This window comes from Citrobacter sp. FDAARGOS_156, from assembly GCF_001559235.2.
Lineage (GTDB): Bacteria > Pseudomonadota > Gammaproteobacteria > Enterobacterales > Enterobacteriaceae > Citrobacter > Citrobacter youngae.
Genome location: NZ_CP014030.2, coordinates 2,206,183 through 2,230,436, shown reverse-complemented (window position 1 = coordinate 2,230,436; position 24,254 = coordinate 2,206,183). Strand labels below are relative to the sequence as shown.

Sequence of the window (24,254 nt, the reverse complement as noted above, 5' to 3'; positions counted from 1 at the left end):
GTTTACTTTTACATAATAAAAACCACGTAAAAACAATGGATTTAGGTGATGTTAAACAATAAACGACTCTCTCGCTGGCTAACGCTTTTTACGCTCGCGGCGACCGTCGCATTAGCGCTCCCGGCTCAAGCGAATACCTGGCCGCTCCCGCCGCCGGGCAGCAAACTGGTGGGCGAAAATGCCACTCACGTTGTCGAAAACAACGGCGGATCGCTGGAAGCCATTGCGAAAAAATACAACGTCGGCTTTTTAGCGCTGCTGCAGGCTAACCCCGGCGTCGATCCATACGTACCTCGCCCGGGCAGTGTTTTAACCATCCCATTGCAAACTCTGCTACCGGATGCCCCACGCGAAGGGATTGTCATTAACCTCGCCGAACTGCGTCTTTACTATTACCAGCCAGGGACAAAATCGGTGACCGTGTATCCCATTGGCATTGGCCAGTTAGGCGGTGACACGCTAACCCCGACAATGGTAACCACCATTTCGGATAAACGCGCCAACCCCACCTGGACACCAACAGCGAATATCCGAGCACGGTATAAAGCCAATGGTATCGACCTCCCTGCCGTAGTACCTGCCGGGCCGGATAACCCGATGGGCCATCATGCAATCCGCTTAGCGGCTTACGGCGGTGTGTATTTGCTGCATGGAACCAACGCGGATTTTGGCATCGGTATGCGTGTTAGTTCCGGGTGTATTCGCCTGCGTGACGGTGATATTGAAACCTTATTCCGTCAGGTTACGCCGGGAACCAAAGTGAACATCATCAACACGCCGATTAAAGCCTCCGTTGAACCTAACGGTATGCGCCTGGTTGAAGTACACCAACCGCTGTCAGAAAAGATTAATGACGACCCGCAGTTACTGCCAATCGTGTTGAATTCATCAATGCAGAACTTTAAAAATGCGGCACAAACAGACGCAGCTGTGATGGAGCATGCAATGGAGCTACGTTCAGGCATGCCTGTAGACGTGACACGCCATCACGATGCTCCTGCACAAACGCTGTAAATTCAGGTTATAAAAAAACCCCGCCGGTTTGTTCCCGCGGGGTTTTTTATTGAATTCGCAGTGGCATTGCGAGGGCTTACAACTTATTTATAGATAACTGCAGTCCCGTGAAGGGTGTTAGGACCGGTAACAGAAGTAATACGGAATGACTTCGCCCCCATTTCATCTGCTTTCTGTGCCAGTTGATCTTCCAGAGAACCTAAATTAGTCCCGGCGTTGGCGGAGATAATACCGACTTTCTGTTGGCCTGCAGGTGTAGCCTGAACTTCAACAGCGGCAAAGCTTGCAAATGAAAGTGAGCTCAGGACAGCAGCGACAAAAAGAGTTTTTACGTTTTTCATGATAGTGACCTTTAGCAGATGAATGTGTGCCGTAAGCGATTAACTTAACGATCGATAGATAAATCATAGATGTGATCCAGGTCACACGTCAACATTTTTTTATAACGATTGTTATTTAAAGTACAAAGGTCTTATTTTTCATATCAATAGCATTGAATTATTTTTATCTTGAATGCACTGGAGTGTCTGCGCGATTATTTTTATAATGGTTATTCAATAAACCCAACCAGGTACAACGGCACCATGACAACTGAAACGACAGGTTGTGCAAAAAAAAGCCGTGGCCGACCAAAAGTGTTCGACAGGGAAGCCGCGCTTGATAAGGCCATGACACTCTTCTGGCAGCACGGATATGAAGCGACATCGCTCGCCGATCTCGTAGAAGCAACCGGGGCAAAAGCGCCTACGCTGTATGCAGAATTTACCAATAAGGAAGGACTGTTTCGTGCCGTGCTGGACCGCTATATCAGTCGCTTCGCGGCAAAACACGAAGCCCAACTGTTTTGTGAAGAAAAAAGCCTCGAATCTGCACTTGAGGACTATTTCACCGCCATAGCGACCTGCTTCACCAGTAAAGACACGCCTGCGGGATGTTTCATGATTAACACATCCGCTACGCTGGCCGCCTCCTCCCGGGACATTGCGCACACGGTTAAATCCCGTCACGCCATGCAGGAACAGACGCTGGCTCAGTTTCTGCATCAACGACAGGAAAAGGGTGAAATACCAGCACACTGCGATGTACAAAAGTTGGCTGAATATCTGAACTGTATTTTGCAGGGTATGTCGATCAGCGCCCGCGAAGGAGCCTCGTTCGAAAAACTGATGCAGATCGCGCACACCACATTACGATTGTGGCCTGAACTGATTAAAGATTAACCATCCCCACACTACCCACGTCTTAATGTCATCACCGGGAGCTTACGCTGCTCCTGGTGGAAACGGCACATTTTAACCCCTACATTCTTTATTGTTTTCATTGGGTTAATGCATTTATTTTGTAAAATACATTGATAATGTCAATCATTATCAGCAATATTCGCATTTGTTTTAATACCCGTTTCATAATGTAACGATCGGTTTCCATGCCGTAAAAATAAAAACAGGCCAACAAATTTTATAAGGAATACAAATGAATAAGCATCTCTGGGTGCTCAATCCTCTGTTACTGTCTTTAACCCTACCGGCAATGGCGGCAGAAGAAGAAGATCTCATCGTCAGCGCCAACCGGAGCCAACGCACCGTGGCAGAAATGGCGCAAACGACATGGGTTATCGAAGGCAGAGAGATTGAACAGCAGGTTCAGGGGGGGAAAGAGTTTAAAGATGTTCTGGCTCAGTTGATCCCCGGAATCGACGTTAGCAGCCAGGGACGGACCAACTACGGGATGAACATGCGTGGTCGCGCCATCGTTGTGCTTATTGACGGTGTTCGTCTCAACTCTTCCCGCACCGACAGCCGCCAGCTCGACTCCATTGATCCGTTTAATATTGCACACATTGAAGTTATCTCCGGGGCAACATCACTGTATGGCGGCGGAAGTACCGGTGGTTTGATCAACATCGTCACCAAAAAAGGTCAGTCTGAGCGTGAAGTTGAACTCGAACTGGGCAGCAAAAGCGGTTTCAACAACAGTAACGATCATGACGAGCGTGTTGCCGCCGCAGTGAGCGGAGGAACCGACCGCGCATCCGGACGCATGTCTGTCGCTTATCAACGGTTTGGGGGGTGGTATGATGCCAACCACGACGCCTTAATGCTCGATAATACCCAAACCGGTCTGCAGCATTCCGATCGCCTGGATCTGATGGGTACCGGGACGATTGAGCTTGATGACAACCGCCAGCTGCAGCTGGTTACGCAGTACTACAAAAGCCAGGGAGATGACGACTACGGACTGGATCTCGGCAAGAACATGTCTGCCGTGACGGGAACCGGCAATGCTCATACCAGCAGCGGTCTCAATTCCGACCGTATCCCCGGCACGGAACGACATCTGATCAGTCTGCAATATTCCGATGCCAATTTCTTCGGCCAGAATCTGGTCAGCCAGATCTATTACCGTGACGAATCACTTAAATTCTATCCCTTCCCTACGCTGAGCAAAGGTAAGGTCACCAGTTTCTCCGCATCACAGCAGGATACTGACCAGTTTGGTGCCAAAATCACCCTCAACAGCCAGCTGATGGAAAACTGGGAACTGACATGGGGTATCGACGCCGATCACGAAACATTCGATTCCAATCAAGAATTCTTCGATCTGGCTTATTCCCTCCCCTCTGGCGGTATGGATAACCGAACGGCCTACACCACCGGGCGCTATCCCGGTTACAGCATCACCAACTTCGCGCCTTTCCTGCAAAACAGCTACGACATTAATGACATCTTTACGCTCAGCGGTGGTATCCGCTACCAGTGGACTGAAAACCGCGTTGATGATTTTGTCGGCTATACGCAACAACAAGGCATCGCAACGGGTCTGGCGAACTCTGCTGATAGTATCCCGGGTGGCAAAGCAGACTATGATAACTTCCTGTTTAATGCGGGCATCCTCGCACACCTGACCGATCGCCAGCAGACCTGGTTCAACTTCTCTCAAGGTGTGGAACTTCCCGACCCCGGAAAATACTACGGCAACGGTACCTACTCGCTGGTTGGCGATCATTATCAGCTCCAGCGCAGTGTTAACGTAGCGGATTCACGTCTGGAAGGCATTAAAGTTAACTCTTACGAACTGGGGTGGCGCTACACCGGCGATAACCTGCGTACACAGCTCGCCGCTTACTATTCCACGTCTGATAAATCGATCGTCGTTAACCGCAACGATATGACCATTAACGTACAACCCGACGATCGCCGGATTTATGGCCTTGAAGGCGCGGTGGATTATTTCATTGCTGATACAGACTGGAGTCTGGGAAGTAACTTCAACATCATTAAATCGGAAGTGAAGCAAAACGGTAAATGGCAAAAATGGGATGTCACTCTGGCTTCGCCATCTAAAGCAACCGCATGGGTTGGCTGGGCGCCAGAACCGTGGTCTCTGCGAGTACAGAGCCAGCAGACATTTGACCTGAGCGACGCCAGTGGCAACAAGCTGGATGGGTACAATACGATGGACTTTATCGGCAGCTATCAGCTCCCGCTGGGTAAACTGACCTTTAGCGTTGAGAATCTGCTGAATGAAGAGTACACCACCCTCTGGGGACAGCGTGCACCGTTACTCTACAGCCCGACTTATGGCAGTCCATCCTTGTATGAATACAAAGGTCGGGGTCGCACCTTTGGTTTGAACTATGCCTTAACCTTCTGATAAAAAAAGCCCCCCAGCCTGAGCGATGGGGGGCTAATATTCATGATAACGCTATTTTACGCCTTGTTATTCAGAACCAACTGGCCGTTGTTATCCAGCGGAATTTGCGTACCGGGATCTTTATCCATGCGGATTTTGCCCTGCTGATCGCCAATTTTATACGTTACGTCGTAGCCCAGCATTTTTTCTGATTTGTCATACACTGTTTTACAACGTTGTTGTGTGGTTGTGTACGTATCGTTTTCCTGCATTGACCCCTGAATCTGGTTACCTGCATAACCACCACCTAACGCACCGGCAACGGTCGCAATGTCTTTGCCGCGGCCACCACCAAACTGATGACCAATTACGCCCCCGGCAACCGCGCCCAGCACGGAACCGGCAATACGGTTTTCATCCTGTACAGGTTTACGGTGAGTAACCGTTACGTTACGACATTCCTGGCGCGGTGTTTTTACCGTTTCTTTAATCGGTGTTGCAGAGACGACTTGTGCAAACTGTGGGCCACGCTCAAAAACGTTTAGACTGGCCACCGCTGCAACACCCAGCGCAGCAGCTACGCCAATCCCTATACCCGCCAACATTGATTTATTCACGGGACTTCCTCCTTTTTTGCTATTAGCAACAACTTTGCAACAGAAGGTAAATAATGCCAATCAGATTACGGATGAAAATCGCGGAGAAAGGGGGTAAAGCAGCATGATTCAGAGAACTCTGAAAGAAAGTGCCGGATGAAGCATTCCATCCGGCATTATAAGCCAGTATTAGTGCAGTTTAAGACGCGGACGAATCACCCGGTTAATGCTGCCAACCAACATCATCAGGCCGGTTTTGAAGTAACCATGCAGCGCAATCTGGTGCATACGGTACAGTGAAATGTAGACAAAGCGTGCAATACGCCCTTCCACCATCATTGAGCCACGCGTCAGGTTGCCCATCAGACTGCCCACGGTAGAGAAGTTGGAGAGAGAAACCAGAGAACCGTGATCTTTATACTGATACGCTTTTAGCGGTTTACCGTTCATCTGCGCCAGAATGTTGTTCATCGCGCAGGATGCCATCTGGTGCGCAGCCTGGGCACGCGGCGGCACAAAACCCCCTTCCGGACGCGCGCAGGAAGCACAGTCACCAATCGCATAGATGTCCGGATCACGCGACGTCTGCAGGGTTGGTTCAACCACCAGCTGGTTGATACGGTTGGTTTCCAGACCACCAATTTCTTTCATAAAGTCTGGCGCTTTGATACCTGCTGCCCACACCATCAGATCAGCTTTGATGTACTCGCCATCTTTGGTATGCAACCCACCTTCGTCAGCGCTGGTGACCATCGTCTGAGTCAGTACACGTACGCCCAGCTTGGTTAACTCGTTATGCGCGGCGCTGGAAATACGCGGCGGCAACGCTGGCAAAATACGTTCACCGGCTTCCACCAGTGTGACGTTCAGCGCTTCATTGGTCAGCCCTTTATAACCATAGCTGTGCAACTGTTTTACCGCATTGTGCAGCTCAGCGGAGAGTTCTACCCCCGTTGCACCACCGCCGACGATAGCGATATTCACTTTGCCGTTCGCGCCCAGGTTTGCAGAATATTTCAGGAACAGATTCAGCATTTCCTGGTGGAAGCGACGCGCCTGGTGCGGGTTATCGAGGAAAATACAGTTCTCTTTGACGCCCGGCGTGTTGAAATCGTTGGACGTACTGCCCAGTGCCATCACCAGCGTGTCATATGGCACTTTACGCTCAGGGACCAGCAGATCGCCTTTCTCGTCTCGCAGCTCAGCAATCGTGATGGTTTTCGCTTCACGATCGATATCCATCACCGAACCCAGCTGGAACTGGAACCCATGGTTACGGGCATGCGCCAGATAGCTCAGCGCATCAACACCTTCATCCAGCGATCCTGTTGCCACTTCGTGCAGCAACGGTTTCCACAGGTGGCTGTGGTTTCTGTCTACCAGCGTGATTTTTGCCTTTTTCTTACGACCCAGTTTTTTACCCAACTGCGTCGCCATTTCCAGTCCGCCAGCACCGCCGCCGACAATCACGATCCTTTTCAATGGTGTAGTCAACGTGACCCCCTCAAATTTATTAACCAATTGTTAATTAAAAGTTATGTATATAGCCTTTAATTAACAACAAGTTACGATATTGAAAATGTTCCTCGAGACTGAGAATAACACGAACGGTGCATTGGTCATACCAAAATTGATGTGCATCAAGTTTTGATGCTGAAAAGATAGACAACCCAGACTTTTAGGACAAAAAAACCAGCCCGAAGGCTGGTTTTTTAAACGCTCAGTAAAGATTAACCTAACGTCTTGAACGCTTTGATTCGCTGCAAATGCGGGGAGATGTTTTTGAATTTATGGGTTTGTTCTTCATCCCATACAATTTCATAGTAATGATGCAGCTCCTCCGATGAACGCTGGCTGTTCAAGGCTTCATCATGGCGTGACAGAATAACCAGGCAGCGATCGCGATTTTTCTCGCGGAAGTTGGTCACACATTTTGTGGCGATATCAGCATACTCTTCCGGCCTGTCGATTTTCCCTTCCATATTCTCATACGGGAACAGGTTAGGGTTAAACACCACCTGACGAATATCACACAGGAAACCAATTCGTTCTGCCCAATATCCCCCGAGCCCGACGCCACAAATCAGCGGTCGGTCGTCGACATTAAGCTGCAGCATTTTGTCCACTTCTTTCAGCAGATGCTGCATATCATGTTTAGGATGCCGCGTACTGTAGCTAATCAGCCTGACATCCGGGTCAATAAATTGCAGTTGCAATACTTTCTCGTGGTTGCCCGGACTGTTAGAGTCAAAACCGTGTAAATAGATAATCATCGCATCCTCGCCAAACGTGCGTTAATGACCTGCTTTCTCTTCCTGCCAGCGCTCATGAAGCTGGTTGAGCTGAGCGCTTACCGTCTTCCAGCGTGCCGAGTCCATCAGTTCCTGACGTGAAAATGAACCGTTATGATACAAACGTGTAACACGTTCTGCATTGATCGGCGACAGATTATCTAACACACTGACCGCTCCCTTACGATTATTGCAGACCAGGATCATATCGCAACCTGCATCCAGCGATGCCTGCCCGCGCTCTGCGTAGCTCCCCATAATCGCCGCACCTTCCATCGACAAATCGTCGGAGAAAATCACGCCGTCAAAACCCAGCTCCTGACGCAGTACCGTTTTTAACCAGTGTGGCGAGCCGCTCGCCGGGCGCGGGTCCACATCACTGTAGATGACGTGCGCAGGCATAATGGCATCCAGTTTGTTTTCAGTGATTAACGTCTGGAATACCGACATATCTTTCGCGCGGATCTCGGCTTCTGAGCGAGGATCGGTTGGCGTTTCTTTATGCGAATCCGCCGTCACTGCACCATGTCCGGGGAAGTGTTTACCGGTCGTTTTCATTCCGGCCGCATGCATGCCATCAATAAAGCGGGTTGCCATCGCTAACGCTTTTTGCGGATCGGCATGGTAAGAGCGCTCGCCGATTGCTGCGCTGATATGCCCCACATCCAGAACGGGCGCGAAGCTAATATCAATATCCATCGCGATCATTTCACTGGCCATCAGCCATCCAGCTTCCTGAGCCAGTTTGCCCCCCTCTTCCAGCCCATGCAATGCAGCAAAAGATTGCGCCGCGGGCAGACGGGTAAAACCTTCACGAAAGCGCTGGACGCGCCCCCCTTCCTGATCCACTGCCACCACCAGATGATTACGCGATGCCGCGCGGATCTGGCGCACTAATTCACGCAACTGTTCCGGGTCATGATAATTTCGGGTAAAGAGGATCAACCCACCTACCAGCGGATGCGCCAGAATCTCACGCTCTTCAGCGTCCAGCTCATACCCTTCGACATCCAACATTACTGGGCCCACACTGCTCTCCTTATCCTTTCATTGTTAGCTGCCGCCAGGTTTCATCGGCCAGCCTGATAAATTGTCGATCGCCGGTTTGTTGCCAGCGATACTCAAACCACCCCGCCTTCAGCATCATTATCCAGATTTGCCATCGCCTGACCTGTCGCCAGAGCGCATCTTGCTCAATATGCGCTCGTTTGGCGTAGGCGCTAACCAGCCGTTGGTGCTGGGACTCATCGCTGACCCATACCGCCGCCAGTTCCAGCGCGATATCACCGTCGCCGGCATATTCCCAGTCAATCAGCCGCAGCCCTGAGTCTGTACGTACGATGTTGTCGCCGTGGACATCCATATGCAGCGGCCCCAGGCGCAAAGGTCGAGGCTCACCGCTTTTTCTTAGCCGCTTCAGGGCGCGCAACCAGCATGGCGTACGACGTGCTGGATCGCTACACTGCCAGTACTGCTCGAGTAGCGGCAGCAGGCTGATTCGCCAGCCGAATCGGGGCTGCTGGTGCAGATGATACAATAAGCCAGCGAGTTCGTCGGCGTCCGGTAATCTGGATTCTACCTTACCGTGAAAAAAGTCGACGACCATCCATCCGCGCGTATAAAAGCGAGGACGCGGCGCAAGACTTTCTGGCAAATGCTTTAACGCATGATAGTGGCGTAAGAAATGCGATTCTGGCGCGTAAGGATCGTGATGACAGCGCAGCACTAAACGGTGGGCTTGATGTTCGATGATGCAGCTCCCGCCGCTTAGGCCGCTCTGGCTGGCTGCGACGGGATGATACTGCGGGAAATAGCGCGACAGAACTTCATCGCGCGTCAGTTTGTTATTGTTGCTGAACGGCACCTTTACCTGACCAGATTATCTCGCCAGTTTGTACCAGCATTAATTGCATTTGCAGCGCAGGTGAATTGACGTTACCGGAAGCGCTGGAATAGAGCACATACTGCGCGCCAACGTTACGGGCAATACCAATCGCTTTGCTGCGTGTTCCCAGGCTGTCGTTAGGCGACAGACCTAACTGCTGCTTGGCTACTGCCAACTGCTGCGCAGAAACCAGGGTAAATTTACCATTATTCGCCAGCGCATTTCGCAAAGTCTCGGTGGCTTCACCCGCGTTTAACGAGCCGTTGGTACGGTTATTTACGCTATCAACCAGCAGAACGCCCCCTGCTTTCACACCCTCAGCTTGCAGCATTTTGCCGACCATCGGCTGCATTGCCCCGTTCCAGTCATAATGACGCTGACGTGGGGTTGGCTGCGCCGTTTGGTCCTCGTGTTCAATCGGACCCGGCTGCTGCGGTATGGTTGGCACCGTTGGTACAACCGGAACTGGCTGTTGCGGCTGCACGGGTTGTTCCGGTACTGGCTTCACTTCCTCTACCGGCGCGGGCTCACGTTGAGCCACACAACCAGAGAGAAACATCGCCAGCGCGGCAATCAATGCGTAGCGATTCATTTTGATCTTCAAGATTCACCCCTTACAAATAAAGATAAAGCCTAACCTTGTGCGCCCCCAGATAATTGGCGCTGCCGTACAGCGTTACCGACGAACGAGCCGGGATAGTCATGCTGCGTGGCGCTTCCAGAGGGTGCATCTCCAGCCCTCTGGCGTCATACCAGTAAAACCGATAATGAACGGTAACGGGTTCTTGTCTTTCGTTATAGAGTCGTGAGGATGCTGAGGCCTGAATATCAGACGTTGTTAATTCAGGCGGCTCTGCGGTGATACCCGCCGCCAGTACTGTTGATTCCATCACCAGAGACTGTTCATCACTGACCGGAATTTCCGGGTGTGAACGGCAGCCAGCCAGCAACAGCAGACCCAACGTAAGCGCAATGCATCCTCTGGTCATTTTTAAAGACCTTTATGCGCGAGCATTGGACCAAGCGCACGTCCACCCAGCAGATGCATATGAATGTGATACACCTCCTGACCGCCGTGACGGTTGGTATTCATAATCAAACGGTATCCATCTTCGGCAATGCCTTCCTGCTCAGCGATTTTCGCCGCCACTGTGATCATTCGTCCCAGCGCCTGCTCATGCTCTGCCGTCACATCGTTGACGGTTGGGATTAAAACGTTCGGGATGATCAGAATATGCGTTGGTGCCTGAGGTGAAATATCACGAAACGCAGTGACCAGTTCATCCTGGTATACGATGTCCGACGGAATTTCACGACGAATAATTTTGCTGAATATAGTTTCTTCTGCCACGACGTTTTCCTTTTTCATTAAGAGCCCATGCGTTGTGCCATGCTACGCCGGGTGACTCTGCGAGTATAGAGTATGAGCGAGTTACTCACGCTCTTTCAACTTTAACCCTCGATTTTTTAAGCAAAAAGCCCTGCCAGCGCTGTTCTTATAACCATTTCCCGGCGCTATCGCTCTGACATAGTACTGAAACAATATTTCATTTATGCGTAGCATTTGTTTACACATTGAATATGAATGCGTATATTTCGCATTTGCATTCTCATGCAAGAAAAATAATTAACAGCCAAAGGGTTCATTACGCAGTCACGTGATTCGAACTTAATATTAATAATTATCAAGGACTTTCCGATGTCTTTCACAACACACTACAGGGACGAACAGCATCGTTCTGCCATTGTCCCATCCCTCCTGGCAGCCTGTATTACGGCTGCGTTATTGCCTTGTACCAGCCTCGCCGCCTCCGCAGAAGAGACCGTGATCGTTGATGGTTCAGCCTCCGCCACATCCAGTGATGAGCAGGATTACAGCGTTAAATCGACATCCGCAGGCACAAAAATGCAGATGACACAGCGAGATATCCCGCAATCTGTCAGCATCGTCAGCCAACAGCGTATGGAAGATCAGCAACTCCAGACACTGGGCGATGTGATGGATAACACCCTGGGGATCAGTAAAAGCCAGGCGGACTCTGATCGCAGCAGCTATTTCTCTCGCGGATTCCAGATCGATAACTACATGGTCGATGGGATCCCGACCTATTTTGAATCCCGCTGGAACCTCGGCGATGCCCTTTCTGACACGGCCTTGTTTGAACGTATAGAGGTGGTTCGTGGTGCAAACGGGTTAATGACCGGCACGGGGAATCCTTCGGCATCAATTAACATGATCCGTAAACATGCAACCAGCCGCGAGTTCACGGGGAATGTCTCCGCGGAATACGGCAGTTGGAATAAGCAACGCTATGTGACGGATTTGCAAAGCCCATTGACGGCAGACGGCAACGTGCGTGCCCGCATCGTGGCGGGTTATCAAAATAACGATTCCTGGCTTGACCGTTACAACAATGAAAAAATGTTTTTCTCGGGGATTGTCGATGCCGATCTGGGCGACACCACCAGCCTGTCAGCAGGTTACGAATACCAGCGTATTGATATCAACAGTCCAACCTGGGGCGGCTTGCCGCGCTGGAATACCGATGGCAGCAAAAACAGCTACGACCGCTCGCGCAGCACCGCGCCGGACTGGACTTACAATGACAAAGACATCAACAAAGTCTTCGTGTCACTCAAACAGCGTTTCGCGGATACCTGGCAAACAACCCTGAATGCCACACATTCCGAGGTCAAGTTCGACAGCAAGATGATGTACGTCGACGCTTACGTTAATAAAGCTGACGGCACACTGATCGGTCCCTATGGCAACTATGGACCGGGCTATGATTACGTGGGTGGAACAGGCTGGAACAGCGGCAAGCGTAAAGTCGATGCCGTCGATCTCTTTGCCGATGGTGGCTACGACCTGTTTGGTCGTCAGCATAACCTGATGCTGGGCGGCAGTTACAGCAAGCAAAATAACCGTTATGAGAGCTCGTGGGCGAACGTTTTCCCCAACGAAATCGGCAGCTTCTATACCTACGACGGTAACTTCCCGGAAACCAACTGGAATCCGCAATCGCTGGCCCAGGACGATACCACGCACATGAAATCGCTGTACGCCGCGACACGCATTTCTCTGGCCGACCCATTGCATTTGATCGTCGGCGCGCGCTATACCAACTGGCGTATCGACACCTTGACCTACAGCATGGAACAAAACCACACCACGCCCTATGCGGGTCTGGTTTATGACATCGATGATAACTGGTCCACTTACGCCAGCTATACCTCTATCTTCCAGCCGCAGAACAAACGCGACAGTTCCGGTAAATATCTCTCCCCTATTACCGGCAACAACTACGAGGTTGGTCTGAAATCAGACTGGATGAACAGCCGTTTAACCACCACCCTCGCCGTATTCCGCATTGAGCAGGATAACGTGGCGCAATCAACCGGCGTACCAATCGCCGGTAGCAATGGGGATACGGCCTTTAAAGCGATGGATGGAACGGTCAGCAAAGGCGTTGAATTCGAAGTGAACGGTGCGATCACGGATAACTGGCAGATGACTTTCGGCGCAACGCGGTACGTTGCGGATGACAACGACGGCAATGCCGTCAATCCGAACCTGCCGCGTACTACAGTAAAACTGTTCACCCGTTATAACCTGCCTGCCCTGCCGGCACTGACCGTGGGGGGCGGAGTTAACTGGCAGAATCGAGTGTATAGCGATACCGTGACGCCATACGGCACGTTCCGTGCAGAACAGGGAAGCTACGCGTTGGTGGATTTATTCACTCGCTACCAGGTAACGAAGAATTTCGCCCTCCAGGGCAATATCAATAACCTGTTCGATAAAACCTACGATACCAATGTCGAAGGCTCTATCGTCTATGGTGAGCCGCGTAACGTCAGCCTCACTGCCAGCTACCAGTTCTGATAATACCCAGTCTGTAAAGTATCCACCTGCATGTCGGGTGGATTTACTGAAAAGCTAAAAAGCAAAGAGCCTGCTCAAGTTTCCTTAAGCAGGCTTCTTAAATATGGCTCCTCTGACTGGACTCGAACCAGTGACATACGGATTAACAGTCCGCCGTTCTACCGACTGAACTACAGAGGAATCGTGTGAACGGGGCGAATATTAGCGATGCCTGTCTGCGTTGTCAAAGCCTGAATGGATATTCGCGATCGTTTGCTGAAATATTCTTCATTTCGTCGTTTATTCAGACGTAGACGGTTGTTTTATACACTTTTCACGTTCAGAACGTGGGTATTTCCACAGCCAACGGCCTGTGACCATTCGCCAGTAAAATAACGCGGCCCGTACTGCCCAGTCGAAGAACATCCCCATCCAGACGCCAACGACACCCCATCCTAATACGATCCCGAGGGTGTAGCCGGCGACAACACGACAGCCCCACATCCCCAACATGGAGACCCACATAGCGAAACGGGCGTCACGTGCACCTTTAAATCCAGCAGGAAGAACCCATGATGCTGCCCATATCGGCATAAATGCCGCGTTCAGCCAAATTAGGATGACAATGACCTCTTTTACATCCTGATCGTGGGTGTAAAACGAAGCCATCACGCCAGCAAACGGGGCGGTTAGCCAGGCGATGGCGGTTAATCCGATTGTGGAGAGCCAGAATACATGCCGCAACTGGATTTCCGCCTGAGCAATCTGTCCATTTCCCAGACGTCTGCCGGTAATGATAGTAGACGCGGAACCTAAAGCGTTTCCCGGCAGGTTGATCAGTGCCGCTATCGAAAAGGCAATGAAGTTACCGGCAATTACGCTGGTACCCATACCCGAAACAAACATCTGCGTAAGTAACTTGCCACCGTTAAACAGGACTGACTCTATACTGGCAGGAATACCAATCCCCATGACTTCCCAGATGATGGCAAGATTCAGCGGTTTAAAATAGCTCTTCAGGGGAATGCGCAGCGCTGGGTTAAATCCAATCATCAGCACCCATATAATGGCGATGGCACCAATGTAACGTGAAATCGTCAACCCCAGACCTGCGCCGACGAATCCCAGCCCTTGCCAGGAAAAAATGCCGTAGATCAGGATGCTACTGATAATAATGTTCAGGATATTCATACCACCGTTAATCAATAACGGTATTTTGGTATTTCCGGCACCGCGCAGTGCGCCGCTGCCAATTAACGCAATTGCCGCAGCAGGGTAGCTGAGCACTGTTAATTCCAGATAGGTAAGTGCCAGTGCTTTTACATCAGGGGTGGCTTCTCCTGCAACGACATCAATAATCTGCTCACCGAAATAGTGAATCACCGCCGCCAGTACGACAGCAAATATCGTCATGATAACCAGTGATTGTCTGGCTGCGGCTCTGGCGCGTCGGCGATCGCGCTTTCCGAGACTAAAAGCAACCACCACCGTCGTGCCAAGGTCGATGGCGGCGAAAAATGCCATGATGACCATGTTGAAGCTGTCGGCGAGTCCGACGCCTGCCATAGCTTCTTTACCCAACCAGCTCACCAGGAAGGTGCTCAGTACTCCCATCAAGAGTACACAGGTGTTTTCCAGAAAAATGGGGACAGCAAGCGGGGTAATTTCGCGCCAAAAGAGAACTTTATAACGCTTGCGTTTAGCATACCAGGGCGTGCGGGATGCGACCTGGCGTAAGGCTGCGGAGACGTTCAAAGTGGACCTTAATGAAGAAAGTTGAAACCTCATTTCAAATGATGAGGGAGAATCAAAAAAGCTGCAAAGTTTTTTCCATTTAAAATGTCTGTAAATGCAACAAACTGTCGAGAGAAGCACCAATTGATCCCCAATGTAGGAATTGGGGTTTGACAAAAGTTTTTTCGCCGCTATGATAAGCCTCCACAACGATTCCTCTGTAGTTCAGTCGGTAGAACGGCGGACTGTTAATCCGTATGTCACTGGTTCGAGTCCAGTCAGAGGAGCCATATTTAAGAAGCCCGCTTAAGGAAACTTGAGCGGGCTTTTTGTTATTATGGCATTGCGACTAAAACATCAGGCCAGAATGGCTTCCAGTCGGGCTGTAAATAGCCAGCCAGAAACGTCAGGGTAATGAGACGCAGAGAATGCGAGATAACAATTTTTTGTGGCGGAGTCTTAATATGGGAGGCTAGCGCCAGCACCGCCGCCATCGCTCCGGGCACCGCACCCAAAAGCGCCTCTTCTTTACTCCAGCCCAACCGCCGCACACACCAGAAGTAGCTCAAGGTAAATTGCAAAGATAAGCAAAGTAATAACAGAGCAAAAAAAAGACTGAACTGGCGATGTTCACCATATGAAAAATCCCTAAACATCATCCCGATTGAGATACCGAGAGAAAGCTGGATGACCGTTATACTCCCCGGCATTGAGGTTACGGAGATCCCAACCCGCTTAAGTATAATCACGGTAAAGAGGGCACCAAACATCATACCCAGTGGAACATTACAGAACGTGAATCCCTGCCCAACGAGAAAACAGAGGATAATACCTGCCAACACTCTCATCGACGCCCTCTCCAGGTCAATTGTTCTATCACAAACTGATATCAGGCGAGGAGCCCCCCCCCGCCATCAGATTCACTCTTTGCTGGCTTTTTCACGCAATTCGGTCACCGGTACGCCACCAATTCCCCAGTTATCAGTATCGACTTCGTCAATAACCACAATAGTGGTGTCAGGATTTTTGTTAAGCACATCCACCAGTAGCTGAGTAACACCTTCCATCAGCTGTTTCTTTTGTTTATCGGTAACACCTTCATTGGTGATCTTAATATTTACATAGGGCATAAAAACTCCTGTAAACCAGATAATTATGGGAAATGCGCACAGAGAGAAGAGCGCAAACCCGTTAAACAGCAGAACAGAGTCATACTGCTTTTGAAAACTAGTTCTGCCGCAAGAACTATTAAGGTTATTAGCTGAAATATAACTATTATCATTATTTTCCAGAATATTTAACTTTGTTGTATTGCCAATAACTAATTGCTGCTGCGATAAATAAAGAGGCTGCCCCCAGCAATATGGAGTAGGTCATCCCATTTTTATTACTCTGAAAGACACTGACAACTAATGGGCCTAGAATTTGCCCTATCCCATATGTCAGCGTAACAAGACCGAGGAGATTAATCTTCTGGGGTGCGCTTATTTTTCTAGCCAGCGGCATGACCAAAGAGCTTGTACCCATAAATGTGCCGCCAAATCCAATACAACTAATGGTTAACAGCAGTGGCGAGTTAATAAATATGGCCATGACTACGCAACTCGCTTGCACAATTAAGTTAACGCTCAGGCAGGATAATATATTCCATTTGCGAGCAGCCCAGAGCCAGCCATAGCAGCCAGGAATAACAGCAAGGCCGACAATAGACCAGATATGGTCGGCTAAAAAAGTGTTGCCACCCCCCCTGGCCATTAACGGCAAATACGTGGCGACAATGATATAACCGAACCCCGCCAGGCCATACAGTAAGGCTAAATTCCACCACTGGATATCCGACTCCGCACCTGCGGCAGCTTTTACTGAGGAGATCATATACTTATCTTTCGGCAATAGCATCGTCAGTATGACGAAAAGTATCGCTGAAATTATGGCTGCGCCAATCCACAACACATGTGAATTTAAGGCGTAGGATACACCAGCAATGACATATTCATTGCCGATAAAAATGCCCATTCCTACGCCCGAAAACAAAGAGGCGATAACAAAAGGGTTATGAGTATGCTGAAGGACCAGCATTGAACCAAATATCATCATTCCCGCGCTTGCCACACCTGCGAGGAACCTGATTAACAAAATAATTTCTGGCTGGGTCACTTTTGCCATCAAAAAAATCAGCACGACGGTAAGTAGTGCTGAGACCAGTAACAACACTCTTAACTTATTGACAGCGCTAAAAATACCAAAAGAGAAAAGGAGGCTGCCCACAAGGTAACCTGCGTAGTTGGCGCTGGCAATTATGGATAATTGTGAAAAGGTAAACAGTCCTTCATGAAGCATAAGCGGGAGCATAGGCGTATATAAAAAGCGCCCAATGCCCATTCCTAAGGTCAAGACGATCATACCAAATACAGCAGTACTCAACTGACGGAGGCCAACAGCACTGTGATCGAGATCCATATTTTGGCCTCAAAAGACGAATTAAGTTTGATTGTTATCTTACACAAGGAAATGATAATAAAAAGTTAATAAAAATAACGAAAACATTCACTTTGAGTGATGCTTCTATGAACAGTACCTCTCTGAACTTGTTTAAAACGGTGGCGGAAACGGGCTCCATATCCGCTGCTGCACGTAGTCTGAACTGCGTTTCTTCGAATGTCACAACCCGCCTTAAACAGCTGGAAGCCAGCCTTGATGTCTCTCTGTTTGTGCGCGAGAAAAATCGACTCTACATTACCCCTGAGGGCGAACTGCTTCTGCGTTACGCCAACAAAATTTTGGCGTTGTTAGAGGAAGCAGAATTGTCGATGCTGGGAACAAAAGTGGCGGGGCCATTGCGAATTGGTGCAATGGAAACGACCGCAGCGGTACGTCTCCCTTCGATACTGGCGAATTTCCACCGCGAAATGCCTTCCATTGAGTTAAACCTGAAAACCTCCCCTACTGAGGCGCTGGTGCAACACATTCTGAACAATGAACTGGAAATCGCATTCGTTGCCGATCATCAGGGACTGCATATGGAAAATTCGCCCCTGCAATCACACGTGTTATGTCAGGAAACGCTGGTACTGGTAACAGCGGCAGAGCACCAGAATGTCATTACTGGCGCTGACCTCCAGGTGACAAGGCCGCTGGTTTTTGTTAAAGGGTGCAACTATCGCTCCCGCCTGGGAGAATGGCTGCGCCTACAGGGGATCGATTACGCCGATCCTCTGGAATTTGGCTCTTTTCAGGCGATCCTTGGCTGTGTGAGTGCCGGGATGGGGATTGCGCTGTTGCCAGAAAATGTTGTCAGACAGTATGAGAATAACTTCCCTGTCCGCAGTCATATGATTACGCCACAGATAGGTAAAGTGAACACCATGATGATATGGCTAAAAAGCCGCGAAGTCAGCCGGGTACTTAATCACTTTGTCTCGTTTATTACGCGGGCTTAAGTGATTACGTCTGGTAACGCCAGGCAGCCGGCGACCCAGTGTATTCATGGATGCTAAATATCTTATCCATAACAGGGACAGGCCACTTCACACCGTTGATTAAAGTTATGTAAATGTAAATTATTTACACTTTGCAATGATTGTAATTGCTAGTGATTATCATTTATTGTACGCAGGCAAAAAATGAGCCCCTGCCCGGGTCACTGTACGTTCCAATTACGCTGGGATATAAACGATGAATGCTCTGCCTCGCACTGGACTGCGCCGTATCACGCTTGCTTCTGCTCTCGTCCTCTCTGTCAGCCTGCCGGCTTTCGCCCAGGATGCGTTAACGCTGTATACCACCCGTGAACCGGGCCTGATTCAGCCCCTGCTTGATAGCTGGACGAAAACCAGCGGTATAAAAGTCAGCACGGTCTATATCAAGGACGGCATGCTTGAGCGTGTTAAAGCGGAAGGTAAAAACTCCCCTGCCGACCTGCTGATGACCGTTGACGCCGGGAACCTTATCGATTTAGTCGAAGCGGGTGTGACACAACCCGTGGAGTCAGAAGCACTGAAAGCGGCTATTCCGGCCAATCTCCGCGGTGCGGATAATCAGTGGTTTGCGCTGTCAATGCGTGCGCGAGTGTTGTACGCCGAGAAGTCAATGCCAATCGATAACTGGCATTACGAACAGCTCGCCAGCCCCGAGTACAAAGGTAAGGTTTGTATTCGTTCCGGTCAGCATCCGTACAATACGGCGCTGATCGCCGCGATGATTGCCCATCACGGCGAAGCAAAAACGGAAGAATGGCTGCGTGGCGTGAAAGCGAATCTGGCACGTAAAGCGACTGGCGGCGACCGTGACGTTGCCCGCGATATCCTCGGGGGTATTTGCGATATTGGCCTGGCGAACTCCTATTACGTCGGCCATATGAAAAACGCCAAAGAAGGCAGCGATGCACGTCAGTGGGGCGATGCAATTAAAGTCGTTAAGCCAACCTTTGAAAATGGCGGCACGCACGTCAATATCAGCGGCGCGGCAGTAGCACGCTATGCCCCCAATAAAGCCGATGCCGTTAAGTTGATGGAATATCTGGTTTCCGCACCTGCCCAGCAGCAGTACGCAAAAGCGAACTTCGAATACCCGGTACTGAAAGGTGTCACTCTCGATCCGGTGATCAACGCCACAATTGGTGAGATCGATGTCGATAAAATTCCGTTAACCGAAATTGTGAAATACCGTAAACAAGCAAGTCTGCTGGTAGATAAAGTTGGATTCGATCAATAAACTTCTACAGTTTCCGACGTTACGCGGCCTGGTTTCCGGGCCGCAGTCATTATTAACGCCGTTGCACCTTGGGGCGCTTTGCATTGCGCTTGGCGTCCTGACTCCCATCATTGCGCTTATCTGGCAAGCTACCCAGTCGGATTTATCGCACTGGGACAATCTCATTACGTTTGTGCTGCCTGCAGCATTAAAAAATACCGTACTGCTGTTAGCCGGTGTGGCAGTGCTGGTTGGCGTGATTGGCGTAGGCAGCGCCTGGGCCATCACAGCATGGGACTTTCCTGGACGTAAGATCCTCAGTTGGGCGTTGCTGCTGCCGCTGGCGATGCCAACCTACATCGTCGCCTTTGCCTGGCTCGATCTACTGCATCCGATTGGCCCTCTGCAAACCTTTATCCGCTTCCTGCTGGGCTTTGACAGTCCACGGCAGTTCCGGCTACCGGATTTGCGTTCGCTTTCCGGCGCGATTATTTTGCTCGGTTTAGTGCTCTATCCTTACGTCTACCTGACGACCCGCGCCACCTTTATCAGTCAACCGGCCCATTTACTTGAGGCTGCCCGTACGCTGGGATGCAGCGCTGCCGGGACGTTCTTCCGGGTCGCCCTGCCAATGGCGCGCCCGGCACTGGCTGTCGGCATCAGCCTGGCACTTCTGGAAACGCTCAACGATATTGGTGCATCGGAGTTCCTCGGCGTACAAACGTTAACCGTTACCGTCTACACCACGTGGATCTCTCGCTCTGATTTATCCGCCGCCGCACAAATCGCCTGCATGATGCTGATGTTTATCTTCTTCATTCTGACGCTGGAATTTTACGGACGCAGAAAGCAAGGATTCAGCAGCCGCAGCCTGCGGGAAATCCAACCCACTCGCGTGCCCGGCTGGCGTGGCTGGCTACTCGGCGCGGTCATTTCGCTACCGGTTATATTGGGCTTTGTGGCCCCGGTTCTCTTTTTGATGTGGGAAAGTGCCAAACGCTTAGGGGACACGAGCCCCCTTTCCGCCTCGTTGCTTTCAGCATTACAAAATACGCTCTTGCTGGCAGCAGGCACCACGCTGGTGGTGATTTGCGTCAGCTTGCTGGTGGCCTGGAGCGCACGCCATAGCGCAGCAGACAACGCGATGCCTGGCTTTCGTCGTGGCGTGATGCGTCTGGCCTCCCTCGGTTATGCGGTGCCCGGAACGATTCTGGCGATTGGTTTTTTGCCCCCAGCGATGGCTGTCGATCGTTGGCTGGCCGACTTACTGGATATTCGCGGGTTACCGCTGATGTCTGCCGGTATTTTGTTGGTCATTTGCTGCGCGATGCGTTTCCAGGCAATTGCCATCGGCGCGCTGGACTCCGGTCTGGGCCGCATCCCGCCGTCACTCGAACAGGCTTCACGATTGCTCGGCGAAAACGGTGCCGGAACATTTGCCCGCGTTCATTTTCCGTTACTGCGTCCGGCATTAGTGAGCAGCGCATTGCTGGTTTTTGCCGATGCGATGAAAGAACTGCCAACAACGCTGCTGTTGCGCCCGGTAAATTTCGAAACGCTGGCCACTCTGCTGTATGCAGAAGCGGCCCGCGGGACCTATGAAGAAGGTGCTATCGCCGCGCTAATGATTGTTTTAACAGGTACACTGCCCGTTATATTGTTGGTGCGTCACCAGATGACTCGCCGTGGTTAAGAGAGCAACAATGTCAGAAATCGCATTACGACTCCAGGACGTGCACGTTGCCTACGGCAACAGCCAGCAACCGGTCCTGAGCGGATTCTCAATGTCGGTACGCAAAGGAGAAATTGCCTGTCTGCTTGGCGCTTCAGGCTGTGGGAAAACAACGGTGTTGCGTGCAGTTGCCGGTTTTGAACGACTGCAGTGTGGAGAGATCTATGTCTCAGAGCGGCGTATCGCTGGCCCCGGCGTTCATTTGCCCCCGGAAAAACGTCATGTCGGCATGGTCTTTCAGGAATACGCCTTATTTCCCCATCTGACCGCACAACAAAACGTCGCCTTCGGTTTACGGCGTATGCCACGTGAAGCGCAACAGGCCAGAGTGACGGAGCTGTTGAAAATGGTGGAATTGCACAGTCATGCTAACCATTACCCTCATGAACTTTCTGGCGGGCAGCAGCAGCGCATCGCGTTAGCCCGCGCGCTGGCGCCACACCCAGAAATTTTACTGCTGGATGAGCCCTTCTCCAGCCTGGATAAGCGCACACGCGAGCGCCTTGGTAATGAGGTTCGGGATATTTTACGCGCCGCAGGCCAGACCGCGCTGCTGGTTACCCACAGCGAGCACGAAGCTCAGTTGATGGCGGACCATATCGGTTTTGTGAAAATGGGTCAGTATCAGCTTAAAAAAGCGGCCCACCATAGTCAGGGCTAAGAAAGAGCCGCGTAGTGGCATCGCTAATGTGTCTGCACCAGACTGATATTCACCGGCATCCCGGAACGGCGTTCCAGCGCCTGATTCCCACGATTCACATCCACGTCATTCCCGCTGATAAAAGTACGCAAAACGGGGGTGATGGGCAGCGGAACCTTTCTGTCAGATTCATATTCGGAGCGATTGCGGGACAGCGGTTCATGAACCTCAACCCAATGGCTACCGTCTGGCTCGGTGCTGAATTTTACCGGTCGGTCAATAATCTGAACACGCGTGCCAACTGGCACAGTATCAAACAGGTATTTGATGTCGTCATTACGCAGACGGATGCAGCCCTGGCTCACGCGTAGCCCAATACCGAAGTTGGCATTAGTACCATGGATGGCGTACAACCTGCCGATATAGATAGCGTACAGTCCCATCGGATTGTCAGGCCCGGCAGGCACAAACGCCGGTAAGCTTTCCCCACGAGCAGCATACTCCCGCCGGGTATTTGCCGTGGGCGTCCAGCTTGGTGCTTCCTGTTTACGTTCGACCGCTGTGACCCAGTTGCGCGGAGTTTCCCTCCCGGCCTGCCCAATACCAATAGGTAATACCTCTACCGTATTAGCACCCTCAGGGTAATAGTAGAGCCGCATTTCTGCGACGTTGATGACGATGCCTTCACGTACGGTATCAGGCAATATCAACTGTTGTGGCACCACCAGTGTGGAACCCGACTTTGGCAGAAATACGTCCACACCAGGATTGGCTTCGAGCATATTGCTCAATCCCTGTCCATACTGTGCGGCAAAAGCCTCCAGGGGCTGAGTATTACCAGCGGGAATCGTTATCGTCAAAGGGCTTCCTACCAGACGGCTGCCCTCAGGAGGCAATGGGTAGCTCACCGCCTGCGATCCCTGACTCGCGAGCAGCATAACAAGAGCACACAGCAGTTTTACACGACGCATCTTTTTCCTTTCCTTCGTCGCAGCAGATATCCGTTAAGTATAGCTTTTTTATCTGTTTTAGGGGGTTACGACGAGAATGCACATAAAAACCCCCGCCATAAAGCGGGGTCGTTAGCGGCTACGCTTCCTTGCCATCCGGTAATACAATATTACTGGCAGCTAACTGCCCCATATTGCTATACATCGCGCAGGCCGCTTCAACAATGGGCATCGCCAGCGCGGCACCACTGCCTTCGCCTAAACGCATTCCCATGTTGAGATACGGCTCCAGTTCCAGGTGCGCCAGTGCAGTACGAGCGCCCTTCTCGGCGGAGAAATGCGACGGGATCAGATAAGGTTTAATCTCCGGCGCTATCTTACAGGCAGCCAGTGCCGCCGAATAAGACAGGAAACCATCCAGGATGACCGGCAGACCGCAAGACGCCGCACCTAACATCACCCCCGCCATACCGACAAGATCAAAACCACCCACCTTTGCCAGCACATCAATACCGTCATTGCGATCCGGCTGATTGACGGCAATGGCTCGCCGTACAACATCAACCTTATTGCCTACCCTCGAGAGCGGCAGGTTAGCGCCGATACCGACCACATCCTCGGCATCGCTGCCGGTCAATACGCTGACGATTGCCGCCGCGGGAGTCGTATTGGCCATACCAAGTTCACCGACGCCAAACAGCGTTACGCCATCCCTGGCCAGCTCATGGGTATAACGAATAACTTCCAGCAGCAGTTCCTCGGCCTGAGAACGGCGCATTGCCGGGCCTTGAGCAATATTACCGCAGCCGCGCGCCACGCGCATATTCACCACGCCGGGAATGAGTTCAGCATCGATGCCGACATCAATCACATGTACCTTTGCCCCCGCCTGAGCAGCCAGCACGCAAACGCCGGTCGTCCCACGCGTCATATTAGCAGCCTGAATAGCCGTGACGATTTTAGGCGAAACGGCAACCCCTTCATCCCACACGCCATGATCGGCACACATCACCAGCATCGCTTTGCCATTCACATGCGGCACACCCTTCAGGCCTGGCATACCGGCCAGTTGCACAGCGAGAGATTCGAGTCGCCCAAGACTTCCCGGCGGCTTAAGCAGGCCATCAATATGTTGCTGCGCGCGCAACATTGCAGCGCTATCGGGAGAAGGGATCGCGTGAAGTAAAGAGGATAAAGTCTGCATAAGGGTTCCAGTATGTTG

At 51.1% G+C, this 24,254-nt stretch carries 24 protein-coding genes and 2 tRNA genes; 9 read left to right on the top strand and 17 right to left on the bottom strand.

The features are described 5' to 3' along the window. The first annotated feature begins 48 nt into the window (after window positions 1-48). Window positions 49-1,014, top strand: a complete 966-nt coding sequence (ldtC, locus tag AL515_RS10760) for a L,D-transpeptidase LdtC (protein WP_061067736.1) — start codon at window positions 49-51, stop codon at window positions 1,012-1,014. Window positions 1,015-1,097: 83 nt separating this feature from the next. Here the strand turns inward: ldtC and bhsA are convergent, their stop codons facing one another. Further along, on the bottom strand, window positions 1,098-1,355 hold the full coding sequence (gene bhsA, locus AL515_RS10755; RefSeq protein ID WP_040231961.1) for a multiple stress resistance protein BhsA: 258 nt from the start codon (window positions 1,353-1,355) through the stop codon (window positions 1,098-1,100). A 243-nt stretch (window positions 1,356-1,598) separates the two neighbouring features. Here bhsA and comR point away from each other — a divergent pair, with 243 nt between their 5' ends. Together comR and AL515_RS10745 are read left to right on the top strand one after the other, a co-directional pair. Then, entirely contained in the window at window positions 1,599-2,234 is a 636-nt protein-coding gene (gene comR, locus AL515_RS10750; RefSeq protein ID WP_061067735.1) for a TetR family copper-responsive transcriptional repressor ComR, read from the top strand. A 253-nt stretch (window positions 2,235-2,487) separates the two neighbouring features. Then, on the top strand, window positions 2,488-4,668 hold the full coding sequence (locus tag AL515_RS10745) for a TonB-dependent siderophore receptor (protein WP_061067734.1): 2,181 nt from the start codon (window positions 2,488-2,490) through the stop codon (window positions 4,666-4,668). A 56-nt stretch (window positions 4,669-4,724) separates the two neighbouring features. Here the strand turns inward: AL515_RS10745 and AL515_RS10740 are convergent, their stop codons facing one another. The 8 genes from AL515_RS10740 to hinT form a co-directional block, all read right to left on the bottom strand. Further along, the gene (locus AL515_RS10740) at window positions 4,725-5,264 is read right to left on the bottom strand and encodes a glycine zipper 2TM domain-containing protein (RefSeq protein ID WP_048211960.1); all 540 of its coding nucleotides are present in this window, start codon (window positions 5,262-5,264) and stop codon (window positions 4,725-4,727) included. 168 nt (window positions 5,265-5,432) lie between these two features. Further along, window positions 5,433-6,737 carry an NADH-quinone dehydrogenase gene (ndh, locus tag AL515_RS10735; protein ID WP_048211961.1) on the bottom strand — a complete coding sequence of 435 codons (1,305 nt, stop codon included), beginning with the start codon at window positions 6,735-6,737 and terminating at the stop codon, window positions 5,433-5,435. 236 nt (window positions 6,738-6,973) lie between these two features. Next, window positions 6,974-7,516, bottom strand: a complete 543-nt coding sequence (gene ycfP / locus AL515_RS10730) for an alpha/beta hydrolase YcfP (protein ID WP_061067733.1) — start codon at window positions 7,514-7,516, stop codon at window positions 6,974-6,976. 21 nt (window positions 7,517-7,537) lie between these two features. Further along, entirely contained in the window at window positions 7,538-8,563 is a 1,026-nt protein-coding gene (nagZ, locus tag AL515_RS10725) for a beta-N-acetylhexosaminidase (RefSeq protein ID WP_061067732.1), read from the bottom strand. 10 nt (window positions 8,564-8,573) lie between these two features. After that, window positions 8,574-9,398 (bottom strand): thiamine kinase, encoded by an 825-nt coding sequence (gene thiK / locus AL515_RS10720; protein WP_061067731.1) that lies wholly within the window; start codon window positions 9,396-9,398, stop codon window positions 8,574-8,576. Continuing rightward, complete coding sequence (lpoB, locus tag AL515_RS10715; RefSeq protein WP_048212601.1) at window positions 9,379-10,011, bottom strand: penicillin-binding protein activator LpoB; 633 nt, start codon at window positions 10,009-10,011, stop codon at window positions 9,379-9,381. Before lpoB ends, thiK begins: the two co-directional genes overlap by 20 nt. A gap of 22 nt (window positions 10,012-10,033) precedes the next feature. Continuing rightward, complete coding sequence (locus tag AL515_RS10710; RefSeq protein ID WP_048211964.1) at window positions 10,034-10,408, bottom strand: YcfL family protein; 375 nt, start codon at window positions 10,406-10,408, stop codon at window positions 10,034-10,036. A 2-nt stretch (window positions 10,409-10,410) separates the two neighbouring features. Beyond that, a complete protein-coding gene (hinT, locus tag AL515_RS10705; RefSeq protein ID WP_005121105.1) occupies window positions 10,411-10,770 on the bottom strand; it encodes a purine nucleoside phosphoramidase in 360 nt (119 codons plus the stop codon). Between the two features lie 348 nt (window positions 10,771-11,118). On the opposite strand from hinT, the gene fhuE reads away from it, so the two are divergent. Next, a complete protein-coding gene (gene fhuE, locus AL515_RS10700; protein ID WP_061067730.1) occupies window positions 11,119-13,305 on the top strand; it encodes a ferric-rhodotorulic acid/ferric-coprogen receptor FhuE in 2,187 nt (728 codons plus the stop codon). Between the two features lie 104 nt (window positions 13,306-13,409). Here fhuE and AL515_RS10695 read toward each other — a convergent pair. The 3 genes from AL515_RS10695 to AL515_RS24100 form a co-directional block, all read right to left on the bottom strand. Beyond that, window positions 13,410-13,485, bottom strand: a tRNA-Asn gene (locus AL515_RS10695). A 99-nt stretch (window positions 13,486-13,584) separates the two neighbouring features. Beyond that, window positions 13,585-15,072, bottom strand: coding sequence for an EmmdR/YeeO family multidrug/toxin efflux MATE transporter (locus AL515_RS10690; RefSeq protein ID WP_225807936.1), 1,488 nt, complete (start codon window positions 15,070-15,072; stop codon window positions 13,585-13,587). A 46-nt stretch (window positions 15,073-15,118) separates the two neighbouring features. Continuing rightward, window positions 15,119-15,226 carry a DUF5951 family protein gene (locus tag AL515_RS24100; RefSeq protein WP_225807935.1) on the bottom strand — a complete coding sequence of 36 codons (108 nt, stop codon included), beginning with the start codon at window positions 15,224-15,226 and terminating at the stop codon, window positions 15,119-15,121. 6 nt (window positions 15,227-15,232) lie between these two features. Between AL515_RS24100 and AL515_RS10685 the strand changes: the two genes are divergently transcribed. Beyond that, window positions 15,233-15,308, top strand: a tRNA-Asn gene (locus AL515_RS10685). 45 nt (window positions 15,309-15,353) lie between these two features. Here AL515_RS10685 and AL515_RS10680 read toward each other — a convergent pair. The 3 genes from AL515_RS10680 to AL515_RS10670 form a co-directional block, all read right to left on the bottom strand. After that, window positions 15,354-15,866, bottom strand: a complete 513-nt coding sequence (locus tag AL515_RS10680) for an AbrB family transcriptional regulator (RefSeq protein ID WP_082193760.1) — start codon at window positions 15,864-15,866, stop codon at window positions 15,354-15,356. A gap of 72 nt (window positions 15,867-15,938) precedes the next feature. Then, entirely contained in the window at window positions 15,939-16,148 is a 210-nt protein-coding gene (locus AL515_RS10675) for a tautomerase family protein (protein ID WP_061067728.1), read from the bottom strand. 151 nt (window positions 16,149-16,299) lie between these two features. Further along, on the bottom strand, window positions 16,300-17,478 hold the full coding sequence (locus AL515_RS10670; RefSeq protein WP_061067727.1) for an MFS transporter: 1,179 nt from the start codon (window positions 17,476-17,478) through the stop codon (window positions 16,300-16,302). A gap of 107 nt (window positions 17,479-17,585) precedes the next feature. Here AL515_RS10670 and AL515_RS10665 point away from each other — a divergent pair, with 107 nt between their 5' ends. The 4 genes from AL515_RS10665 to AL515_RS10650 all read left to right on the top strand — a co-directional run bounded on the left by AL515_RS10665 (window position 17,586) and on the right by AL515_RS10650 (window position 22,103). Continuing rightward, complete coding sequence (locus tag AL515_RS10665; RefSeq protein WP_061067726.1) at window positions 17,586-18,458, top strand: LysR family transcriptional regulator; 873 nt, start codon at window positions 17,586-17,588, stop codon at window positions 18,456-18,458. A gap of 235 nt (window positions 18,459-18,693) precedes the next feature. Beyond that, window positions 18,694-19,731: an extracellular solute-binding protein gene (locus AL515_RS10660; RefSeq protein WP_048211970.1), complete on the top strand. Its 1,038-nt coding sequence runs from the start codon at window positions 18,694-18,696 to the stop codon at window positions 19,729-19,731. After that, entirely contained in the window at window positions 19,715-21,403 is a 1,689-nt protein-coding gene (locus AL515_RS10655) for an ABC transporter permease (protein ID WP_061067725.1), read from the top strand. Before AL515_RS10660 ends, AL515_RS10655 begins: the two co-directional genes overlap by 17 nt. Before the next feature lie 10 nt (window positions 21,404-21,413). Then, complete coding sequence (locus AL515_RS10650) at window positions 21,414-22,103, top strand: ABC transporter ATP-binding protein (protein WP_061067724.1); 690 nt, start codon at window positions 21,414-21,416, stop codon at window positions 22,101-22,103. Window positions 22,104-22,126: 23 nt separating this feature from the next. On the opposite strand, the gene ldtA is transcribed toward AL515_RS10650, so the two are convergent. Further along, window positions 22,127-23,053 carry a L,D-transpeptidase gene (gene ldtA, locus AL515_RS10645; RefSeq protein WP_048211973.1) on the bottom strand — a complete coding sequence of 309 codons (927 nt, stop codon included), beginning with the start codon at window positions 23,051-23,053 and terminating at the stop codon, window positions 22,127-22,129. Between the two features lie 118 nt (window positions 23,054-23,171). Then, entirely contained in the window at window positions 23,172-24,236 is a 1,065-nt protein-coding gene (gene cobT, locus AL515_RS10640) for a nicotinate-nucleotide--dimethylbenzimidazole phosphoribosyltransferase (RefSeq protein ID WP_061067723.1), read from the bottom strand. Window positions 24,237-24,254 lie beyond the last annotated feature (18 nt).